General features: G+C 72.4%; 12 protein-coding genes. 5 read left to right on the top strand and 7 right to left on the bottom strand.

What is annotated here, in order from left to right:
• Positions 1-217 precede the first annotated feature (217 nt).
• The gene (locus ABTX18_RS09325) at positions 218-523 is read right to left on the bottom strand and encodes a hypothetical protein (RefSeq protein WP_352122129.1); all 306 of its coding nucleotides are present in this window, start codon (positions 521-523) and stop codon (positions 218-220) included.
• A gap of 3 nt (positions 524-526) precedes the next feature.
• Here ABTX18_RS09325 and ABTX18_RS09320 point away from each other — a divergent pair, with 3 nt between their 5' ends.
• The 5 genes from ABTX18_RS09320 to ABTX18_RS09300 all read left to right on the top strand — a co-directional run bounded on the left by ABTX18_RS09320 (position 527) and on the right by ABTX18_RS09300 (position 7,993).
• Entirely contained in the window at positions 527-985 is a 459-nt protein-coding gene (locus ABTX18_RS09320; protein ID WP_352122128.1) for a hypothetical protein, read from the top strand.
• Between the two features lie 217 nt (positions 986-1,202).
• A complete protein-coding gene (locus ABTX18_RS09315; protein ID WP_352122127.1) occupies positions 1,203-1,895 on the top strand; it encodes a spermidine synthase family protein in 693 nt (230 codons plus the stop codon).
• Positions 1,896-2,130: 235 nt separating this feature from the next.
• Positions 2,131-2,868: a response regulator transcription factor gene (locus ABTX18_RS09310; RefSeq protein ID WP_024491908.1), complete on the top strand. Its 738-nt coding sequence runs from the start codon at positions 2,131-2,133 to the stop codon at positions 2,866-2,868.
• On the top strand, positions 2,865-3,941 hold the full coding sequence (locus ABTX18_RS09305) for a HAMP domain-containing sensor histidine kinase (protein WP_352122126.1): 1,077 nt from the start codon (positions 2,865-2,867) through the stop codon (positions 3,939-3,941). Before ABTX18_RS09310 ends, ABTX18_RS09305 begins: the two co-directional genes overlap by 4 nt.
• Positions 3,942-4,198: 257 nt before the next feature.
• Positions 4,199-7,993: a multifunctional oxoglutarate decarboxylase/oxoglutarate dehydrogenase thiamine pyrophosphate-binding subunit/dihydrolipoyllysine-residue succinyltransferase subunit gene (locus ABTX18_RS09300; RefSeq protein ID WP_352122125.1), complete on the top strand. Its 3,795-nt coding sequence runs from the start codon at positions 4,199-4,201 to the stop codon at positions 7,991-7,993.
• A 104-nt stretch (positions 7,994-8,097) separates the two neighbouring features.
• Here the strand turns inward: ABTX18_RS09300 and fxsT are convergent, their stop codons facing one another.
• The 6 genes from fxsT to ABTX18_RS09270 form a co-directional block, all read right to left on the bottom strand.
• Positions 8,098-11,091, bottom strand: coding sequence for an FxSxx-COOH system tetratricopeptide repeat protein (gene fxsT, locus ABTX18_RS09295; RefSeq protein ID WP_352122124.1), 2,994 nt, complete (start codon positions 11,089-11,091; stop codon positions 8,098-8,100).
• Between the two features lie 81 nt (positions 11,092-11,172).
• On the bottom strand, positions 11,173-12,561 hold the full coding sequence (locus ABTX18_RS09290; protein WP_352122123.1) for an aKG-HExxH-type peptide beta-hydroxylase: 1,389 nt from the start codon (positions 12,559-12,561) through the stop codon (positions 11,173-11,175).
• Positions 12,558-13,757: an FxsB family cyclophane-forming radical SAM/SPASM peptide maturase gene (locus tag ABTX18_RS09285; protein WP_352122470.1), complete on the bottom strand. Its 1,200-nt coding sequence runs from the start codon at positions 13,755-13,757 to the stop codon at positions 12,558-12,560. Before ABTX18_RS09285 ends, ABTX18_RS09290 begins: the two co-directional genes overlap by 4 nt.
• A gap of 248 nt (positions 13,758-14,005) precedes the next feature.
• Complete coding sequence (fxsA, locus tag ABTX18_RS09280) at positions 14,006-14,221, bottom strand: FxSxx-COOH cyclophane-containing RiPP peptide (protein WP_352122122.1); 216 nt, start codon at positions 14,219-14,221, stop codon at positions 14,006-14,008.
• 216 nt (positions 14,222-14,437) lie between these two features.
• A complete protein-coding gene (locus tag ABTX18_RS09275; protein WP_352122121.1) occupies positions 14,438-17,923 on the bottom strand; it encodes an SAV_2336 N-terminal domain-related protein in 3,486 nt (1,161 codons plus the stop codon).
• A 7-nt stretch (positions 17,924-17,930) separates the two neighbouring features.
• Positions 17,931-18,956, bottom strand: a complete 1,026-nt coding sequence (locus tag ABTX18_RS09270) for an AAA family ATPase (protein ID WP_352122120.1) — start codon at positions 18,954-18,956, stop codon at positions 17,931-17,933.
• Between the last annotated feature and the right edge of the window lie 90 nt (positions 18,957-19,046).

Here is a 19,046-nt window from a genome sequence, read left to right as displayed (position 1 = left end):
GCCGCTCTGTGTTCCCGGGGTGGTGTTCGCTGTGAGCGATCACGGTATGACTGCCGCTGTGCACTCTCGGTGCAACGCCCAGCGGGGCGCGCCTACTCCCTCCACCACGGCCGCGTGCCGGAAATGGTCCCGGGCGGTCGCCCGGCCGCAGGCGGAGTGTCCTCACGAACGACGACCGAGGGCTGAACCGTGACACAGCACGATCGCCCGGGAGGGCTCACTGAGCCGCGCGCGGGCGGAGTTCGCGCCCGTCGTCGCGGCGGCCCGTTCCCGGATCGCCGAGGTCTTCGGCCCCACCCGGCTCGACAGCGCCTACGTCTACGGCAGCATTCCGCGCCGCACGGCCACGCCCGGCGTCTCCGGCCTGGACCTGCTGCTCGCGCTGCGCGGCGAACCCACCGCGACGGACCGCGCCGACGCCGACGCCGTCGAGGCCGGACTGGACGCGTCGTACGAGCAGATCGACGGCGCCGGCATCCTGCTCTTCGGCGCGGACACGCAGCTCAGCCCGCTCGAGCGCCATGACATGGGCTTCTTCGTCGCCTGCCTGTGCACCCCGCTGCCCGGGGACGACCTCGCCGCGCGGCTGCCGCACTACCGGCCGGCCTCGCTGCTCGCCCGCGAGACCAACGGGGATCTGTGCCTGGCGCTCCCGCGCCGGCGCAGGCGGGCCGCCGAGGCCACCACCGACGCCGCTCGCCGCTCGCTGAGCCGGGATGTCGCCCGCCGCATCGTGCGCACCGGCTTCACCCTGGTCATGCCGCAGCGGGGCGGCTGGACCAGCGATCTGGCCGAGTCGGCCGAGCCCTTCGCCCGCTACCGCCCGGACCTTCCGGAGCGGGCAGCGCAGATGCGGCTGGCCGCACGGGCCGGCCGCACTCCGACCGCCGACCCGGCAATCCTGTCCATGCTCGTCGACGACCTCGCTCCGTGGCTCGCGGCCGAACACATCGCGCTGCACGGCGAGAAGGCACCATGCCCCTGAGCGCGTCCGGCCCCGCCCTGCGTGAACCGGCCGCAGCCCGGGGCGTGGGTGGTGGCCTCGATGGCGTACGCGGCGGGGGCCGCTCTGTCCGTCGTACGCGGGCCGCGGCGCGAACGCGGGTGAAGCCCGCTCCCGTTCGGGTAAACCGCTGGCCGGGCCGTGGCCGGACCGGCCAGGATGGCGGGAACACCGACCGCCATCACCGGAGATCAGCGCCATGTCCCTCGCCTTCGGCCCCGACGCCCTCGCCCCCGTCACCCTGGACCGCCGTGAGGGACCGTACGGAGAGGTCGTCCTGCGCAGGCGGGGCGACGACTTCGAGATCATCGCCAACGGGTGCTTCCTGATGGACACGTCGGACGGGCGCTCCGAGCGGCTGCTGATCGACGCCGCGCTCGACGCACTGCCCGCCGGCCGGCCCGCCCCGGCCGTACTCATCGGCGGGCTCGGCGTCGGGTTCTCGCTCGCCCGGGCCGCCGCCGAGCCGCGGTGGGGGCGGATCGCGGTCGCCGAGCGGGAGCAGGCCATCGTCGACTGGCACCGTAAGGGGCCGCTGGCCGGGATCTCGGGGGCGGCGCTCGCCGATCCGCGGACCGTGGTCCTCACGACGGACCTGGTCGACCACCTCCGTACGACTACGGACCGTTACGACGCACTGTGTCTGGACATCGACAACGGGCCCGACTGGACCGTCACCGAGGGCAACGGAAATCTGTACTCCCCCGCCGGGCTCGCCGACTGCCGGGCACGCCTCACGCCGGGCGGTGTGCTCGCGGTGTGGTCCGCACAACCGTCCGCGGAATTCGAGCAGGACCTGCGGAATGCCGGATTCCGTGGGGTACGGACCGAAGAAGTGGGCGTTGCCCGAGGTGTGCCCGACGTGGTCCATCTCGCAATTCGAGCAGCCTGAGATCCCCCCGCCGGGTATGTGAGCCCCCGGGACGCCCGGGGGCCAAGCGCCACAACTGCGACACTCCGCCCCCGTTGTTCCCCCGGCGCGCCGCCGCAGCCTTGCACCCTGCGTAGCCGGGAGCCGTCCACTGCCTTTACGCTGCTGACCGATAGCGGGATCACCCACGAAATTCACGAGCGAAAACCGTACGTCCGGGGGAATGGCCTCCGTGAGAACGGGCAGGGGCGGGGCGATGGAACAGACACACACCACCCACACAGGTGTCGCGGCCACCCCGGGCGCGCAGCGCCGCGTGCTGGTGGTCGAGGACGACGCCACGATCGTCGATGCCATTTCCGCCCGGCTGCGGGCCGAGGGCTTCCTGGTGCAGACCGCGCTCGACGGCCCGGCGGCCGTGGACGCGGCCGAGGCCTGGCAGCCGGACCTGATGGTGCTCGACATCATGCTTCCCGGCTTCGACGGCCTGGAGGTCTGCCGGCGCGTGCAGGCCCAGCGCCCGGTGCCGGTCCTTATGCTGACCGCCCGCGACGACGAGACGGACATGCTCGTCGGCCTCGGCGTCGGCGCCGACGACTACATGACCAAGCCGTTCTCCATGCGCGAGCTGGCGGCCCGGGTCCATGTCCTGCTGCGCCGGGTGGAGCGGGCCGCACTGGCCGCCGTGACGCCCCGCAGCGGCATACTGCGCCTCGGCGAGCTGGAGATCGACCACGCGCAGCGCCGGGTGCGGGTCCGCGCCGATGACGTACACCTGACGCCGACCGAGTTCGACCTGCTGGTCTGCCTGGCCAACACCCCGCGCGCGGTGCTCTCCCGGGAGCAGTTGCTGGCCGAGGTCTGGGACTGGGCGGACGCCTCGGGCACCCGGACCGTCGACAGCCACATCAAGGCGCTGCGCCGGAAGATCGGCGCGGAGCGGATCCGTACCGTGCACGGCGTCGGCTACGCGCTGGAGACCCCGGCGCCATGACAGCCCCCGGACCGGGGCTTCGGCCGTTCTCCATCAAGGCCAAGCTGGGCACACTGGTCGTCGTCTCGGTGTTCATCACCACCGGGCTGATCATGGTGGCCGTGCGCACGCGCACCGAGCTGCGGTTCATCACGGTGTTCTCGGTGATCGCGACCCTGCTGATCACCCAGTTCGTGGCGCACGGCCTGACCGCGCCGCTGGACGAGATGAGAGCCGTGGCCCGGTCGATCTCGCACGGCGACTACACCAGACGGGTGAGCGGCGCCGACCGGCGCGACGAGCTCGGCGACCTGGCGCAGACGATCAACCTGATGGCCGACGACCTGGCGGCCGTGGACCGGCACCGCAAGGAACTGGTGGCGAATGTCTCACACGAGCTGCGCACGCCCATCGCGGCACTGAGAGCCGTGCTGGAGAACGTCGTGGACGGGGTGTCCTCGGCCGATCCCGAGACGATGCGCACGGCGCTGAAACAGACGGAGCGGCTCGGCAGGCTGGTGGAGACGCTGCTGGACCTGTCCCGGCTGGACAACGGCGTGGTCACCCTGAAGGCCCGCCGCTTCGAGGTGTGGCCCTATCTGTCGGGGGTGCTGAAGGAGGCGAACCTCGCCGCGGCCCACCGCCGGCTCTCCTCGGGCTCCGGCAACCACTCCCGCAAGGACGTCCATCTGCACCTGGACGTGTCCCCGCCGGAGCTGACCGCGCACGCGGACGCCGAGCGGCTGCACCAGGTCGTGGCCAACCTGATCGACAACGCGGTGAAGCACAGCCCGCCCCACGGCCGGGTCACGGTGCGCGCCCGGCGCGGCAGCCTGCCCGAGTCGCTGCATCTGGAGGTGGTGGACGAGGGCCCCGGCATCCCGGAGGCCGAACGGCACCGGGTCTTCGAGCGTTTCAACCGGGGCGAGGTGCCCTCTCCGCACGGTCCGGGCAGCGACGGCGGTACGGGACTGGGCCTGGCGATCGCCCGCTGGGCAGTGGATCTGCACGGCGGCCGGATCGGTGTGGCCGAATCCGCTCGCGGATGCCGCATACGCGTCACTCTTCCGGGGATCCCTCAGCCGCGAGGTTGACATAGGGTTCGAACCGGAAGGGCGCGTTCTACGTGTTCTGTTCAAGGGGTACGGTCCAAGGGGCCGTAACTGCGGTCTCGCGTACCCGGACTGAAGCGGAACCAAGCTTGTTTCCCGCCATTTCCTGCCCCGAAACCCGACTTTCGATGTGACTTGCACGACGAAGACCGGCCCGGCCTGCATGGAACGGCCGGGGAGGCGTAGCCTTGATTTCCGCTGTCCATCACCTTGTGAAGCGGAAGAGGGCGGTTGCCGCCGTGTCGTCTCAGTCCCCCAGTAACTCGAGCATCTCCACCGACCAAGCCAGCCCGGGTACGAACCCGGCTGCCGCTTTTGGCCCCAATGAGTGGCTCGTCGACGAGATCTACCAGCAGTACCTCCAGGATCCCAATACGGTCGATCGCGCCTGGTGGGACTTCTTCGCCGACTACAAGCCGGGAACGTCCGGCACGGCGGACAAGCCCGTTCCCGGCGCCGCAGCCGCGGGGGCTGCGGTGCCCGCGGCACCGGCCGCCACCGCACCGGCCCCCACCGCCGCGCCTGCCGCACCCGCGGCTCAGGCTCAGGCCGCACCCGCGGCCCCGGCACCCGCTCCGGCCGCGCCCGCACCCGCCGCCCCGGCGGCTCCGGTGAAGGCCGCTCCGGCTCCGGCCGCGAAGGCCGCCCCGGCCGCCGAGGCCCCGGCCGGCCCGGAGTACGTGACGCTGCGCGGCCCCTCGGCCGCTGTCGCGAAGAACATGAACGCCTCGCTGGAACTGCCGACGGCCACGTCCGTCCGCGCCGTCCCGGTGAAGCTTCTCTTCGACAACCGCATCGTCATCAACAACCACCTCAAGCGCGCCCGCGGCGGGAAGATCTCCTTCACGCACCTCATCGGGTACGCGATGGTGCAGGCCCTCAAGGCCATGCCGGCGATGAACTACTCCTTCGCACAGAAGGACGGCAAGCCGACCCTGGTCAAGCCGGAGCACGTCAACCTCGGCCTCGCCATCGACCTGGTGAAGCCGAACGGCGACCGCCAGCTGGTCGTCGCGGCCATCAAGAAGGCCGAGACGCTCAACTTCTTCGAGTTCTGGCAGGCCTACGAGGACATCGTCCGCCGGGCCCGCAACGGCAAGCTCGGCATGGACGACTTCACCGGCGTCACCGCCTCGCTGACCAACCCCGGCGGCATCGGCACCGTTCACTCGGTGCCCCGCCTGATGCCCGGCCAGGGCCTCATCATGGGCGTCGGCGCGATGGACTACCCGGCGGAGTTCCAGGGCACGTCGCAGGACACCCTGAACAAGCTGGGCATCTCCAAGGTCATGACGCTGACCTCGACGTACGACCACCGGGTCATCCAGGGCGCCGCCTCCGGCGAGTTCCTGCGGATCCTCTCCCAGCTGCTGCTCGGCGAGAACGAGTTCTACGACGAGATCTTCAAGGCGCTGCGCATCCCCTACGAGCCGGTCCGCTGGCTCAAGGACATCGACGCCTCGCACGACGACGACGTCACCAAGGCCGCGCGGGTCTTCGAGCTGATCCACTCCTACCGGGTCCGCGGCCACGTCATGGCCGACACCGACCCGCTGGAGTACCACCAGCGCAAGCACCCCGACCTGGACATCACCGAGCACGGCCTCACCCTGTGGGACCTGGAGCGGGACTTCGCGGTCGGCGGTTTCGCCGGCAAGACGATGATGAAGCTCCGCGACATCCTCGGCGTGCTGCGTGAGTCGTACTGCCGCACCACCGGCATCGAGTTCATGCACATCCAGGACCCGAAGCAGCGCAAGTGGCTCCAGGACCGGGTGGAGCGTCCGCGCCCCAAGCCCGAGCGCGAGGAGCAGCTGCGCATCCTGCGCCGGCTGAACGCCGCCGAGGCGTTCGAGACCTTCCTGCAGACGAAGTACGTCGGCCAGAAGCGGTTCTCGCTGGAGGGCGGCGAGTCCGTCATCCCGCTGCTCGACGCGGTCATCGACTCCGCCGCCGAGGCCCGCCTCGACGAGGTCGTCATCGGCATGGCCCACCGCGGCCGGCTGAACGTGCTGGCGAACATCGTCGGCAAGTCGTACGCGCAGATCTTCCGGGAGTTCGAGGGCAACCTCGACCCGAAGTCGATGCACGGCTCCGGCGACGTCAAGTACCACCTGGGCGCCGAGGGCACCTTCACCGGTCTGGACGGCGAGCAGATCAAGGTCTCGCTGGCCGCCAACCCCTCGCACCTGGAGGCGGTCGACCCGGTCCTGGAGGGCATCGCCCGCGCCAAGCAGGACATCATCAACAAGGGCGGCACGGACTTCACGGTCCTGCCCGTCGCGCTCCACGGCGACGCGGCCTTCGCGGGCCAGGGCGTCGTCGCCGAGACACTCAACATGTCGCAGCTGCGCGGCTACCGCACCGGCGGCACCGTGCACGTGGTGATCAACAACCAGGTCGGCTTCACCGCCGCCCCGGAGTCCTCGCGCTCCTCGATGTACGCCACCGACGTGGCGCGCATGATCGAGGCGCCGATCATCCACGTCAACGGTGACGACCCCGAGGCCGTCGTCCGCGTCGCGCGGCTCGCCTTCGAGTTCCGTCAGGCGTTCAACAAGGACGTCGTGATCGACCTCATCTGCTACCGCCGCCGCGGTCACAACGAGGGCGACAACCCGCAGTTCACCAACCCGCAGATGTACACCCTGATCGACAAGAAGCGCTCGGTGCGCAAGCTGTACACCGAGTCCCTCATCGGTCGCGGCGACATCACGCTGGAAGAGGCGGAGCAGGCGCTCCAGGACTTCCAGGGCCAGCTGGAGAAGGTGTTCGCGGAGGTCCGCGAGGCCACCTCGCAGCCGACCCAGCCGCACATCTCGGACCCGCAGGCCGCGTTCCCGGTGGCCGTGACCACCGCGGTCTCGCAGGAGGTCGTGAAGCGGATCGCCGAGTCTCAGGTCAACATCCCGGACGACATCACCGTCCACCCGCGCCTGATGCCGCAGATGCAGCGCCGTGCCGCCTCCGTGGACGACGGCACGATCGACTGGGGCATGGGCGAGACCCTGGCCATCGGTTCGCTGCTGATGGAGGGCACCCCGGTCCGGCTCGCCGGCCAGGACACCCGCCGCGGCACGTTCGGCCAGCGCCACGCGGTGCTGGTCGACCAGGTGACCGGCGAGGACTACACCCCGCTGCTCTACCTGGCAGACGACCAGGCCCGGTACAACGTCTACGACTCGCTGCTCAGCGAGTACGCGGCGATGGGCTTCGAGTACGGCTACTCGCTGGCCCGCCCGGAGTCGCTGGTCATCTGGGAGGCCCAGTTCGGTGACTTCGTCAACGGCGCGCAGACCGTCGTGGACGAGTTCATCTCCTCGGCCGAGCAGAAGTGGGGCCAGACCTCCGGCGTCACGCTGCTGCTGCCGCACGGCTACGAGGGCCAGGGCCCGGACCACTCGTCCGCCCGCCCTGAGCGCTTCCTCCAGATGTGCGCGCAGGACAACATGACGGTCGCGATGCCGACCCTGCCGTCGAACTACTTCCACCTTCTGCGGTGGCAGGTGCACAACCCGCACCACAAGCCGCTGATCGTCTTCACCCCGAAGTCGATGCTCCGCCTCAAGGCGGCGGCGTCGAAGGCGGAGGAGTTCACCACCGGCGGCTTCCGCCCGGTGATCGGCGACGACTCGGTCGACCCGAACGCCGTCCGCAAGGTCGTCTTCTGCGCCGGCAAGGTCTACTACGACCTGGACGCCGAGCGTCAGAAGCGCGGCGACACGGAGACCGCGATCATCCGCGTGGAGCGCCTGTACCCGCTGCCGGGTGCGGAGCTCCAGGCCGAGATCGCCAAGTACCCGAACGCCGCGAAGTACCTGTGGGCCCAGGAGGAGCCGGCCAACCAGGGCGCCTGGCCGTTCATCGCCCTGAACCTGATCGACCACCTGGACCTGGCCGTCGGCGCCGACGTCCCGCACGGTGAGCGCCTGCGCCGCATCTCGCGGCCGCGCGGCTCCTCCCCGGCGGTCGGCTCGGCCAAGCGCCACCAGGCCGAGCAGGCACAGCTGGTCGCGGAGGTCTTCGAGGCCTGACCGGCAGCCGTACGCACGGAAGGGGCCCGGCCCGCGATTCTCTCGCGGGCCGGGCCCCTTCGGTTTCGGCGCGGTGTGCCGGGGCCGTGGTGCCCCGCGCGCTCTCAGATGACCAGGGGCTCGAAGTCCCAGTACGGACGGTTGCGGGAACGGGCCGAGACCGTGTGGACGTGCTGGGGGCCCAGCGTCGAGACGAGGTCTTCGAGCGCCTCGCCCTCGGTCTTCTCGGCCTTCCGCCGTTCCCGCAGGCCGCGCAGGTCGGCGGCGTGGGCGATCCGGGCCGAGAGTGTCAGCGGATGGGTGCGGCCGAGGATCTCGGTGGCCCGGGTGACGACCGAGTCCGTCAGCGCGGCGGCGGACTCCGTGTCCCCCACCAGGTTGCGCAGCGCCGAGGCGTTGATCGCGCAGCCCAGGGTCCAGGGGTGGTTCTCGCCCACGGCCCGGGTCATGGCGGCCAGTGCCTCCTCCACGAGCGCGTGGGCCTGCTCCCGCTCCCCCACGTTGCGCAGGATCAGGGCGTGGTTGCCCCGGGTCCCCGCCGCGAAGGGGTGCTCCTCGCCAAGCATGTCGGCGTAGGCGGCGACGGCCTTCTCGCTTATGGCCCTGGCCTGGTCGATGCTGGCGTGCTCGCGGGCGAAGCAGCTCTGGCCGGCCGCGAACATCATGGTCAGCGGGGCGGCTTCGCCGAGGACCCGTTCGGCCCGTTCCAGGACGCGGGTGAACAGGGTGGCGGCCTTGGTCCGCTCCCCCGAACGGTAGTGGCACAGCGCGAGGTTGAACTCGGCCCGCAGGGTCTGCGGGTTGTCCGGCCCCATGACGTTCCGGTGCACCTGGACGCTCTGGTTCTGGAGCGACATCGCCTCGTCGTAGCGGCCGAGCAGGCGCATGTCGGTGGAGTAGTGGATCTCGGAGTCCAGAGTCCAGGAGTGGCGCCGCGGCAGGAGCGTCCGCCGGGACTCCAGCGTCCGCCCGTCGAGGTCCAGGGCCTCCGGGTACCGGCCCAGCAGCCGCAGGGTGACGGCCAGGTTGTTCTGTGCGGCGAGGGTGCGCGCGTCCTGGTCCCCCAGCAGTTCACGGTAGCCGGAGAGCACCCAGCCGGACATCTCCCAGGCCTCGTCGTAGCGGCCGAGGCCCCGCAGGTCGGCGGCGAGACCGGCGGCGGCGCGCAGGTGCTCCAGGTCCTGGGCGCCGCGCTCCTCGCGCAGATGGTCCACGGCCGCGCGCTCGATGGCCTCCGTGCCGGCGTAGTCACCGACGGCCCTCAGCAGGTTGGCGTAGTGGTAGCTGACGTCCCAGATCCTGGGGTGGTTCTCGCCGAGGAGTTCCTGCCAGGCCTTCACGGCGCGTTCGCCCAGCTTGATGCCGGCCCGGTACTCCCCGGAGACGTACATGTAGCGCAGGCAGTTGAGCACCAGGTTCTGCACCGCCGGGTCGGTGCTCTTGAGCACGTCCGCCCATTTCAGGTGCGGGGTGATCTCGGCGTACGTGGGCCAGTGACTGGGTTCGGTGGGGCGCCCCGGGTCCGCGGCGGCGAGCGCCCGGCGGACGACGCCGATGAACTCCTGGCGGTCCCGTTCCGTCATGTCGTGGCCGACGATCTGGTGGACCATGCGGTGCATGTAGAGCGATTCGCCGGACGACGCCGCGTCGTCGGCCGCCTCGTGGGACTCCAGCCGGACGACGGAGTACTGGCGGAGCTGGCCGATCGCCTTGTTCCAGAGCAGCGGATCGTTCATCAGACCGGACACCTGCTCCGGCAGCTCTCCGGGCGGCATGTCCTTCAACAGCCGTACGGGGATGGATCCGGGCGCGAAGAAGCTGCACAGCCGCAGCAGGTCGACGGACTCGGGGACCGTGTCCTTGAGCTTGTTGAGCAGTATCGACCAGGCCGTCTGAAACGCGAGCGGGAAGTCCGCGGAGACCTTGACGACGTCCTGGTCGATCCCGCCCTCGAGGAGTTCGATGTACTCCTCGACCGACATGTCGGAGTCGTTCAGCCAGCCGGCGGTCTGGTCCAGCAGCAGCGGAAGGTCCTCGAGCGCGTCGGCCAGCTGGTCGGCCTCGGGAAGCGTCAGACGGGCGGCCCGGCGCCGGATGAAGGCCACCGACTCCTCGCGGGTGTAGACGGGCACCTCGACGAGGTGGCTGTTGTGCTCGCTCCACTCCGGGTTGCGGGAGGTGATGAGGACGTGTCCCGGGCCGGTCGGCACCAGGTCCCAGATCTGGTCCGGCTCGTCGGCCCCGTCCAGGATCAGCAGCCAGTGGGCGTGCGGGTCGCCCCGGCGCAGCGAGTCGCGCACCGCACGCAGCCGCTCGCCGTACTCGGCGCCGGTGGACAGGCCCAGTTCCGGGGCGAGTTCGGCGAGCTTCTGGCGGTAGAGCGCACGACGGTCGGCGGGCACCCACCAGACCACGTCGTACTCGGAGCCGAAGCGGTAGACGTACTCGGCGGCCAACTGGGTCTTGCCGACGCCGGACATGCCGTGCAGGGTCACGACGCCGGCGCCCCGGCCGGAGTCCTGGAGGGCGCTGTACGCCTGGCTGAGCAGTTCCTCACGCCCGGTGAACCGGATGTTGCGCCGCGGCACCCCTCCCCACACCTGCGGGGTGTCGGCCGGATAGCGCGGGCCTGGCCGGGCCTCGGCCGCGTCGGGCAGGGGGTCCGCGGGCAGTCCGAGGCGGGCCAGGAGCCGCCGCTCCGCCTCGTCGGCGCCGACATTGGTCAGATCCGCCGCGCCGAACACCGACGTGGCACCCGGCAACGCGGACGTGGTGACGCAGACCGCGGCGAACCGGTCGGGCTCCGGGGCCACCTCCGCGCGCAGCGCCCTGTTCCACTCGTCGTGGCTGCGGGGGCCGAGCTGGAAGTACCAGTCGCTGAGGATCACCATGACGGTGCCGTGCGAGAGCCTCAGATCGCGCAGGGACTCCTCCAGCGGGATCTCCACCGGCGGGTCCCAGCGCTGCTGGTAGACCGTCACACCGCGGCGCTCCAGACGGTCGGCGATCCACGCCGCCCAGGCGCGGTTGTAACCGGCGAAACTGATGGTGACGGTACGCGCCCCGGTTACCCCAACTTGCCTAGCCGTTCCGGGCATTCAACCGTCTCCCTGCCTCGATACGAGCCTTGTCAACATACACCGGAGCATGGTCGCCCCGGCCGGTATCGCAGTGGCCGCTCACTGCCTTCGCGAGCCGTTCCTCTGCTGCCATATCACCTTCACCGTGCTCACGTACGCCTGCGCACGGGCGAGATGACCCGGGGGAGGCGGACAATCGTCCATACGGTGGTAGAGCGTGATCATCTCGTTGACCAGCACTCGGCCTTCGCGGGTCAGCCGCGCCGAACCGGCCAGCGCGGGCAGCACCGCCCCCACCTGTTCGCGGCAGCGGGCGTGCTCCGCCCAGGCCGTGTCGCGCGAGGTGACTCGCTGCGCCCCGAGCGCGTACCGCTGCCAGTAGTCGGCCAGGGCGAGGTGCGAGTAGGCGCCCTGCAGCAGGCCGTCGAAGGGCCGGGGATCGGAGCGCCACGGGGCGAAGTACCGTGGCGCGGGGTCCTCGTGGTGCAGCGGCACGAGGGCGCCGAGCGCGGACAGTTTGGTGTGCTGGAGTTCGTGGACGAGGGTCGAGGCGAAGTACACGGGGGTGGCCGGCCTGCTGCTGAGGACCGCGCCGAACGCCTCCCGCCGGGTGCCGCTGCAGTGGGCCGCGCCACCGGCGTCGGCCCCGGAGCCGGGCGGGTGTCCGAGCGGCACGACACAGCGCAGCAGCACGGCCGCTTCGGTGAGGCGGTGCTTGCCGCCGGCCCGGAGCAGGGGCTCCACTCCCGACCAGCACTCGGCCCATGCCTTGCGTTCGTGGTCGTCCATGCGGACGACCGCGCTCAGCCCGTGGCGCGGGAGCCCACCCCCTTCGGCGCCGTAGGGGTCGAGGTCGTCCAGCGGCACGTTGCCCGTTCCGGGCAGCAGTGCGGGAAGGGTGAGCACGGGCAGCCAGCGGGGATCGGCCGAGGTCACGGTGGCGTCCGGCTGGGTCCGGGCCACCAGCCAGGGCCCGTTGGCCGGCCGGATCGCCGTCTCCCCGTCGATGTGGACGAGTTCGACGGGGCCCAAGTCCACGCGGACCGCCCCCAGCGTGGGCAGGGAGACGAGGCCGCCGCGGGGGTCGAGCCTCGCGGTGCAGCGCACCCCCGCCCGGATCGCGGCCGCCGCGGCGAGCGCGGTCAGGTGGGCGAGGTCCGCGGCGAGGCCGGGTCCGGCGGCTGTCGAGGAGAGGCCGCTCAGCAGCCGCTGCACCCACGGGCCCGCCATGGGGTGGAACAGCACGGTGCGCACGGCTGCCCGGTCGGCGCGTTCGGCCGCTTCGAGCAGCGCCCAGTCGGCGCGCAGCCGGTCGAGCAGACGGGGTGGGCAGATGGTCGTGGGGGCGGCGGCCGCCGCGTCGAGCACGGCCCGCAGGAGGACGAGACGGCGGGTGTCCTGATCACGTACGAGCAGGCCGAGGGCGTCGGTCCCGCCTTCGGTACGGCCGAGTTCGCGCAGGGCGCGGTCGGGGATGGCGGCACTCATGGGGGGTCTCCTGCGGTTGCTTCGGCGAGCCGGGCCGCCACATGGCGGACAAGCCGTTCGAGGTCGGCGCAGTAGACGGAGGGGTTGGTGAAGCCGCTCCCTGCGCGGTAGCGGTGGGCGTAGTGCCCGCCGCCGCAGACGTGCAGCAGCGGACAGGCACGGCAGACGGCGGCCAGCGCACCGACTCCCGCCTGCCGGGCGGCGACCCCGGGGTGGCGCAGGGCGTCGTCGAAGGTGTGACGGAAGATGTCGAGTCCGGTGGCGGCGGCCGTGTCGTAGGCGGACTTGAGGGAGTCGACCTGTTCGATCGATCCGTCGGTCTCGACCACGACCGCGTCCAGGGGGTCGAGACCGAGCAGCTCCGTGGCGCCGGGCAGGCCGAGGAGCAGGGCGACGCACTCCTCGAAGAGGCGGATCCGGGTTTCGCGGCGGGCGGCCGGCCACCACCGGTCGAAGACGGTGCACAGCCAGTCGCCGTACGGTGTGGGGCGGCCCGATCCCGGGCCCGGCGGCGTCCCCGTCAGGTCCGGAAGGCCGGGCGGTGGACGGGTCCAGTTGCCGTGGGGCAGCAGCAGGTCCAGGGCCGGCGGACGCAGGGCGAGCAGCGACTCGTACATCTCCAGGGGGTCGGTGCGCGGGTCCACGACCGTGAGGATGCCCGCGTACGCCCCGGGGTGGCGGTCGGCGAGGAGCCGGGCGCCGCGTGAGGCGGCGGGCCAGGAGGGGCGGCCGGCGTGGTCGACGCGCTGGGTGTTGTGGGCGGCGAGGCCGCCGTCCAGGCTGATCCCGACGCGTATGCCGTGGCGGGCCAGCGTGGCCACCGCGGCATCGGTGAGCAGGGTGGCGTTGGTCTGCACGGTGGTGTGGACGGTGCAGCCGTCGGGGACCTTGTCCCGGACCCGGTCGGCGAGTGCGCCCAGCCGGTCCGGGCCGACGAGCAGGGGTTCGCCGCCGTGGAGGACGAGAGCGACGTGCCGGAGCCGGTGGGCGGCGGCGTGCTCGGCGATGCGGTCGGCGGTGCGCTCCAGGACGGCCGGCGCGGCGGCCGCCGGTCTGCCGCGCCAGGTCCGGTCGGGCCCCTCGTACAGGTAGCAGTACGTGCAGGCCAGATTGCAGCGGCCGTGCACCTTCACGATGAACTGCCCGAACGGTACGGGCGACGACGTGCCGGCGTCATGGCCGGGGACCCCGCGCATTCCTCGCCCCGGCACGCCTTCCGTGTCGTACCGCTCCGTCGTCCGACGCACCACTCCGGCACCCCCGTGCTCTACGTATGCCGGAGCGCCTCCCGGCGCCGTCCGGGGGCGGGAGGCCCGGGCGCACGGCGAGGGAGGGTCCGCCCCGGTCGATGATGTCCTGACCGGTCGCGCCCCCGGCCAAAGCCGGGCGAGCGGTGCCGGATCCGATGCGACGTCGCGTTGCCGCGTCGTCGAGGGCACGGCCTTCAGAAGGCGCTCTGGAACCCCCAGAGCATTTCTCGCGGCTGCTCGGCCCGGCCGCGCAGATCCGTGACCACCTCGGCCAGCACCGGGTGGTCCAGCGTCCGCAGGGTCTCCAGATCGAGCCCCAGCAGGTCCGGCAGTGCGCCGGCACCGTCCTGCGGGCCGCCGGCGGCCTCATCCGGTCCGCCGAACCGGTCGTTCCGTGTCGCCTCGTTCATCACGCCTCCCCGTACCGCAGCACCGGGCCCGCCGTGCGGCGCTCGCCATTGAGCGCTGCCGTCGGTCCCGCGTTTGTGACCTGCCTCGTCCTGCTTGTGTCTCCGACCTGCCCGGTTCGGCCTGCTGTCCTGCGGTGCCGGAGACCGTCGTCCCCCGCGCCGGCTCCGGTCCGGCCCGCTGTCGTGCCGGGGTGCCGAACGCTCCTGGTCGAGCGCTCAGCGCTCCAGCCCGGCCAGCCGCGCGGCGGTCGACTCGCCCGCCGCGCCACCGCCGTCGGGCAGTTTGCGCCACTCCTGAAGGGCGGCCCGGTATGCCGCGCGCGCGGCCCGGGGACGCCCCGCCTCCTCATAGGTCATACCCCGCCAGTGGTTGGCTGTAGCACCCAACTCCACCGCAGACTGGCGCTGTTGTGGAGTATTCAGCTCCGTTTCCGCCTCTCCGGCGGCCTCGGCGGCCGAACGGAAGTCCTCCGCCGCCTCGTCGCGCCTGGCCGGTCTGCCCAGGGCCTCGGCAGCCTCCAGGTGCGCCCTGCCCAGCTCCAGCCAGCAGCGCGCCGCGGTCAGCGGGTCCGCCGCCTCCCGCGCGGCCAGCCCGAAGAGGTACTCGGCCTCCCGCAGGTCGACCCGGTCCGCGGTGGCACGGTGCCTGAGCATCAGGGCCCGGCCGAGCATCAGCAGCCGTTCGGACTGGTGCGCGGCGGCGTCCGGCGTCTCGGCCCGGCAGTCCCGGAGCACCCGCACGGCCGCACCGATGTGCGCGGACCCGTCGGGCAGTTCGGCGCGGCGCAGCAGCGTGGCGCCCCATTCGGCGAGCACGTCGGTGTGGGCCCGGGAGTCGCGGGGGGTGCCCCGTGCCGCCCGGGCGAACCACTCGGCCGCGGCGACGAGCTCGTCCGGGTCGCCGGTGTGCTCGTAGCGGGCCACCCGGACCCGCCCGGCCCGGGTCTGCAGCTGGGCGCGCTGCCGCTGCTCCCGTACGGTCTCCAGCGCCTGGCCGGTCAGGGCCGCGGCCTCGTCCGGCTCCGCGCCGGAGGCCAGCAGCGCGTCCACGAGGTCGAGCACGACGCGGATCCCGGTGGTCGTGGTGTGCGGGCCGCCCTGGGTGAAGGCCGTGCGCAACGAGCGGGCCGCCTGCGCCGCGTACGCCCTGGACTGCTCGTCGTCCTCGGTGGCACCGGCGAGCTTCAGCAGGGTGCGGCCGTGCTGGAGCGGCAGGGTGGCCGGCCGGTTCTCCTGATCCGGCCAGGCGTCCGCGAAGGCCTCCAGCATGCCGCAGGCACTCTGCAGCAAGGCGGTGTCACCGTCGAGCCGCCACTGCGCCTCCAGCGCCCGCACCCGCTCCAGGGTCAGCTGCAGTGCCTCGGCGGGTTCCAGGCCGGGTGCCGCGCAGGCCGCGGTGTACTCGCGGTCGGCGCGCCGCAGCAGCTCCAGGGCGCCCCGCCGGTCGCCGTGCCGCCGCCGGTCGTCGGCGGCCGCGTGCAGCACTTCGGCGAGCACGGCCCGTTCGCGTGCCCCGCCGGGATGTGCGGCGGCCTGTCCGGCGGCGTGCTCGGCCTCGCGCAGCAGCTCCGCGCCGCCCTGGACCTCCCACAGCCGCAGGACGCAGCGCGCGTACTGCGCCCAGAGTTCGGGGTCGGCTGCCGGGTGCGGACCGTTCTCGGCGGCTCCGCGCAGCAGCTGGACGGCGTCGATCAGGCGCTGCACCATCCGGTCCCCCTCGAAGTTCCGCACGAGCGCCCGGGCCCGCTCCACCGTCGGACGGGAATCGGGCGCCGAGGGTCCGGCGGGCGCCTCTTCGGACACGGGGGGCAGGGGCATGAACCGCTCCAGTACGCGGGCCGCGACTTCGGCGAAGGCGTGGGGGGCGCGCCTGGCGGCCCCTCCGTTCTCCTCGCCGTCCTCGGATTCCTCGGCGGCCTCGACGCCGGCCCCGGAAAGCGCCGTGCCGTGGCCGGCCCGGTACGGGGACCCGTGCCACGCCCCGTCGCCGAGCTGGGCGAAGGCGAGGGCGGGGAAGTTGGGTCCGCCCTTGCCGAACCGCTGCTCGATGTACTCCGAACAGTGCTTGAGTACGAGCAGGGCCTCGTCCCGGCTCAGGGGACCGAGCAGCGCCTCCTGGACGCCGGGTTCGAACGCGTACCACTGTCCGCGGCCTCCGCCGCCGTCGATGCGTGAGAGCAGCCCGCTCAGGAGCACCTCGGCGAGTTCCGACGGGCCCGAGTGCGGCAGCATCGTGCGCTGCACGAGCTGCATCACCGGCAGATAGAGCGGGGCCGCCGCGAGGTAGACGGCGAGCTGTCCGGCGGACGGGGAGGCCACCGAGCGGAAGCGGCTGACCAGTTGCAGTGAGGAGAGCGTGCTGCCGGAGCGCTGGGCGGCGGCCGCGGCGTGGTCGCCCCGCACCCACCCGACGGCTCCGGATATCTGTGCCGCGCCGGTGCCGGAGAGCAGCCTGGCCCAGGCGGCGAGCGCGTCCGGGACCGGCGGGAGGACCGGGACCGCCAAGGCCCCGGGGTGCACCGCGGGGCCCTCTCCGCCCTCCTCGGTGACTCTCAGCAGGGCGGCTCCTGCGGGGCCGTCGCCCCGTGAGAGCGAACCGAAGGTGACGGGCAGCCTGGTCCGGTTCCACATGCGCTGGGGCAGCGGCTGCAGCACGGCGACCGGGGCCTGGCGGGCCAGTTGGTGCAGCAGCCGGTGGGCCCGCCCGCTGTGCCAGAGCGGCCCGGCGCAGTCGCTGATCAGGACGGTGACCCGGCGTCCGGTCGGGTCGCTGAGCCGGTCCGTGGAGTGCAGCGGGGCCGCGACCGGGTCGGAACTGCGGCTGACCGTGCAGCCCCCGTCCGGGCCCCGGTGCAGATAGCGCACCTGGACGTCCCTGAAGGCTCCCAACTGGCCGAAGATCTGCTGGAGCTCACCGAACATCCGGTCCCACACGAGCATGGAGGAGGACGCGTCCATGACGCACTGCAGGATGGCGTCGGCCCGCCGGACTCCCCGGAAGACCGGCATGATCATGCCGCCGGCCCGGGCGCTGCGTTCCGCGGTGGCCGTCTCGTCCAGGACGCGGCGCAGCGGGGCGGCGGCCGGGTGGTAGCGCTGTAACGGACGCAGGGCGCGGGCGAGTTCGAGCGGGGCCGGGAGTACGGGGGCGGCCGGGACCCCGAGGGTGACCGCCGTGGCACGGGCGTTGCCGCCGGGTCTCCGGCCGGCCGGGGCCGCGCTCTCGCCCTCACCCCGCCCGCCGCCGTCCCGCCCGGAACGCGGCAAGGGGTAGAGGGAGATCTGGCGGTCGCCCGCCGGTTCCGGCGCCCCGGGCGTCCGGGCTCCCGCGCCGGTCTCCGGGACGCGGCCGTCGCGGGCCGCCGCCGGAGCGGCGGGGCCCTGGGCGGTGTCCTCCCGGGGGCCCGGGGCCTGCGAGGACGCGGGCCCGGCCTCGGCCGGACCGCCCTCGGGTTCGTCGTCGGTACGGGTCCAGCGGGCCAGCCAGAGCGCGTCGCGAAGCTGCCCGACGTCCGGATCGAGCCCGACCTCGCGCAGCCTGGCTATCAGCGTCGGCAGCAACCCGCCGTCGTACGCGTTCGTGCCGTCGGACGCGTTCGTGCCGTCGGACGCCGCCCGGGCGTCACGTGGCCCGGCCCCCGCGGGCCCGTCGGGCGGCCCGCCCGCTCCGGGCGCGCCCGGTGTCCCGTCCACCCCCGGCATCAGCCCCTCACCTCGGCCGGTCGAGTCGCTGGATGAGCAGTTCGGCCAGTCGGTCCCGTCCGGCCGGGGCCGCGGCGTGGGTGAGGTAGATGGCGTTCAGCAGCTGGTCGGTGGCCAGGAGTTCGCTGCGGGAGCGGTCCAGGAAGTAGGCGATGAGATCCTCACTGGAACGGGCCGCCTCCTCGCCCAGGTGGGCCTTCACGAACGCGGCAAGCCGCTGGTGGTCGGGGCGGTCGAGTTCCAGATGGATGCAGCGGCGCATCAGGGGGGCGGGGAAGTCCCGCTCACCGTTGCTGGTGAGCACCACGAACGGGAACGCCCGGCACTGCACCCGGCCGCCCCTGATCCGGACCTTGTTGCCGTCGTGGTCCAGCACGTCCGCCTCACCGTCGGGCAGCCGGTCGGCGATCCGCTCCAGTTCGGGGATCGCGAACTCACCCTCCTCCAGCACGTTGAGGAGGTCGTTGGGCAGATCGATGTCGCTCTTGTCGAGCTCGTCGATGAGCAGCACCCGCGGCCGGTCCGAGGGCAGCAGCGCGGTGCCCAGCGGGCCGAGCCGAATGTAACTCCCCACATTCTGCGCCGCGTCGGAACCGGCGGCGTCCGCCGACGCGGAGGCGTGCGAGGCGATCTGCACATCCTGCAGCCTGGCGATCGCGTCGTAGTGATAGAGCCCGTCCAGCAGGGTGGAGCGGCTGACGATGGGCCAGCGCAGGACCTTGCCCAGCTCCAGCTCACGGGCGACGGAGTGGGCCAGGGTGCTCTTTCCGGCACCGGGGTCCCCGGTGACCAGCAGCGGACGCCGCAGATACAGCGCGGCGTTGATCATTTCTAGCTCCTCGGCCCCCGGCCGGTGCTCCTCGGCTATGCGCCCGGGGATGCCGAGCCGGCGGTCGGCCGAATCGTCCCCGCCCACCGGCGCCGACCGGCCTCCCGCGAAGTCCCGCCAGGGCGGAGGAGGCGGCAACTGCGGTACGCCGTCGTGCGGTTCGCCGATCCCTCGGTAGATGAGCCACTCACTGGGTTCACTCATAGCGTTCCTCGTCGTCATTCATTCGCCAGGGAGCAGCCGTCGAACGTGCCACACCGTATCGACCCGGGGCAACCCTCGAAAGAGGCGGAG

The sequence above is a fragment of the Streptomyces sp. NPDC096323 genome, from assembly GCF_040302845.1.
Taxonomy (GTDB): Bacteria; Actinomycetota; Actinomycetes; order Streptomycetales; family Streptomycetaceae; genus Streptomyces.
The sequence above is the reverse complement of the archived record's forward strand: the minus strand, read 5'-3'. Positions and strand labels throughout refer to the sequence as shown.

Coding starts and splice junctions, on each gene's coding strand:
- ABTX18_RS09275 (WP_352122121.1), bottom strand. CDS start 17,923: ATGCCGGGGGTGGACGGGACACCGGGCGCGCCCGGAGCGGGCGGGCCG.
- fxsA (WP_352122122.1), bottom strand. CDS start 14,221: ATGAACGAGGCGACACGGAACGACCGGTTCGGCGGACCGGATGAGGCC.
- ABTX18_RS09310 (WP_024491908.1), top strand. CDS start 2,131: ATGGAACAGACACACACCACCCACACAGGTGTCGCGGCCACCCCGGGC.
- ABTX18_RS09325 (WP_352122129.1), bottom strand. CDS start 523: ATGGCGCTCGAGCGGGCTGAGCTGCGTGTCCGCGCCGAAGAGCAGGAT.
- fxsT (WP_352122124.1), bottom strand. CDS start 11,091: ATGCCCGGAACGGCTAGGCAAGTTGGGGTAACCGGGGCGCGTACCGTC.
- ABTX18_RS09305 (WP_352122126.1), top strand. CDS start 2,865: ATGACAGCCCCCGGACCGGGGCTTCGGCCGTTCTCCATCAAGGCCAAG.
- ABTX18_RS09290 (WP_352122123.1), bottom strand. CDS start 12,561: ATGAGTGCCGCCATCCCCGACCGCGCCCTGCGCGAACTCGGCCGTACC.
- ABTX18_RS09270 (WP_352122120.1), bottom strand. CDS start 18,956: ATGAGTGAACCCAGTGAGTGGCTCATCTACCGAGGGATCGGCGAACCG.
- ABTX18_RS09320 (WP_352122128.1), top strand. CDS start 527: ATGGGCTTCTTCGTCGCCTGCCTGTGCACCCCGCTGCCCGGGGACGAC.
- ABTX18_RS09315 (WP_352122127.1), top strand. CDS start 1,203: ATGTCCCTCGCCTTCGGCCCCGACGCCCTCGCCCCCGTCACCCTGGAC.
- ABTX18_RS09285 (WP_352122470.1), bottom strand. CDS start 13,757: ATGCGCGGGGTCCCCGGCCATGACGCCGGCACGTCGTCGCCCGTACCG.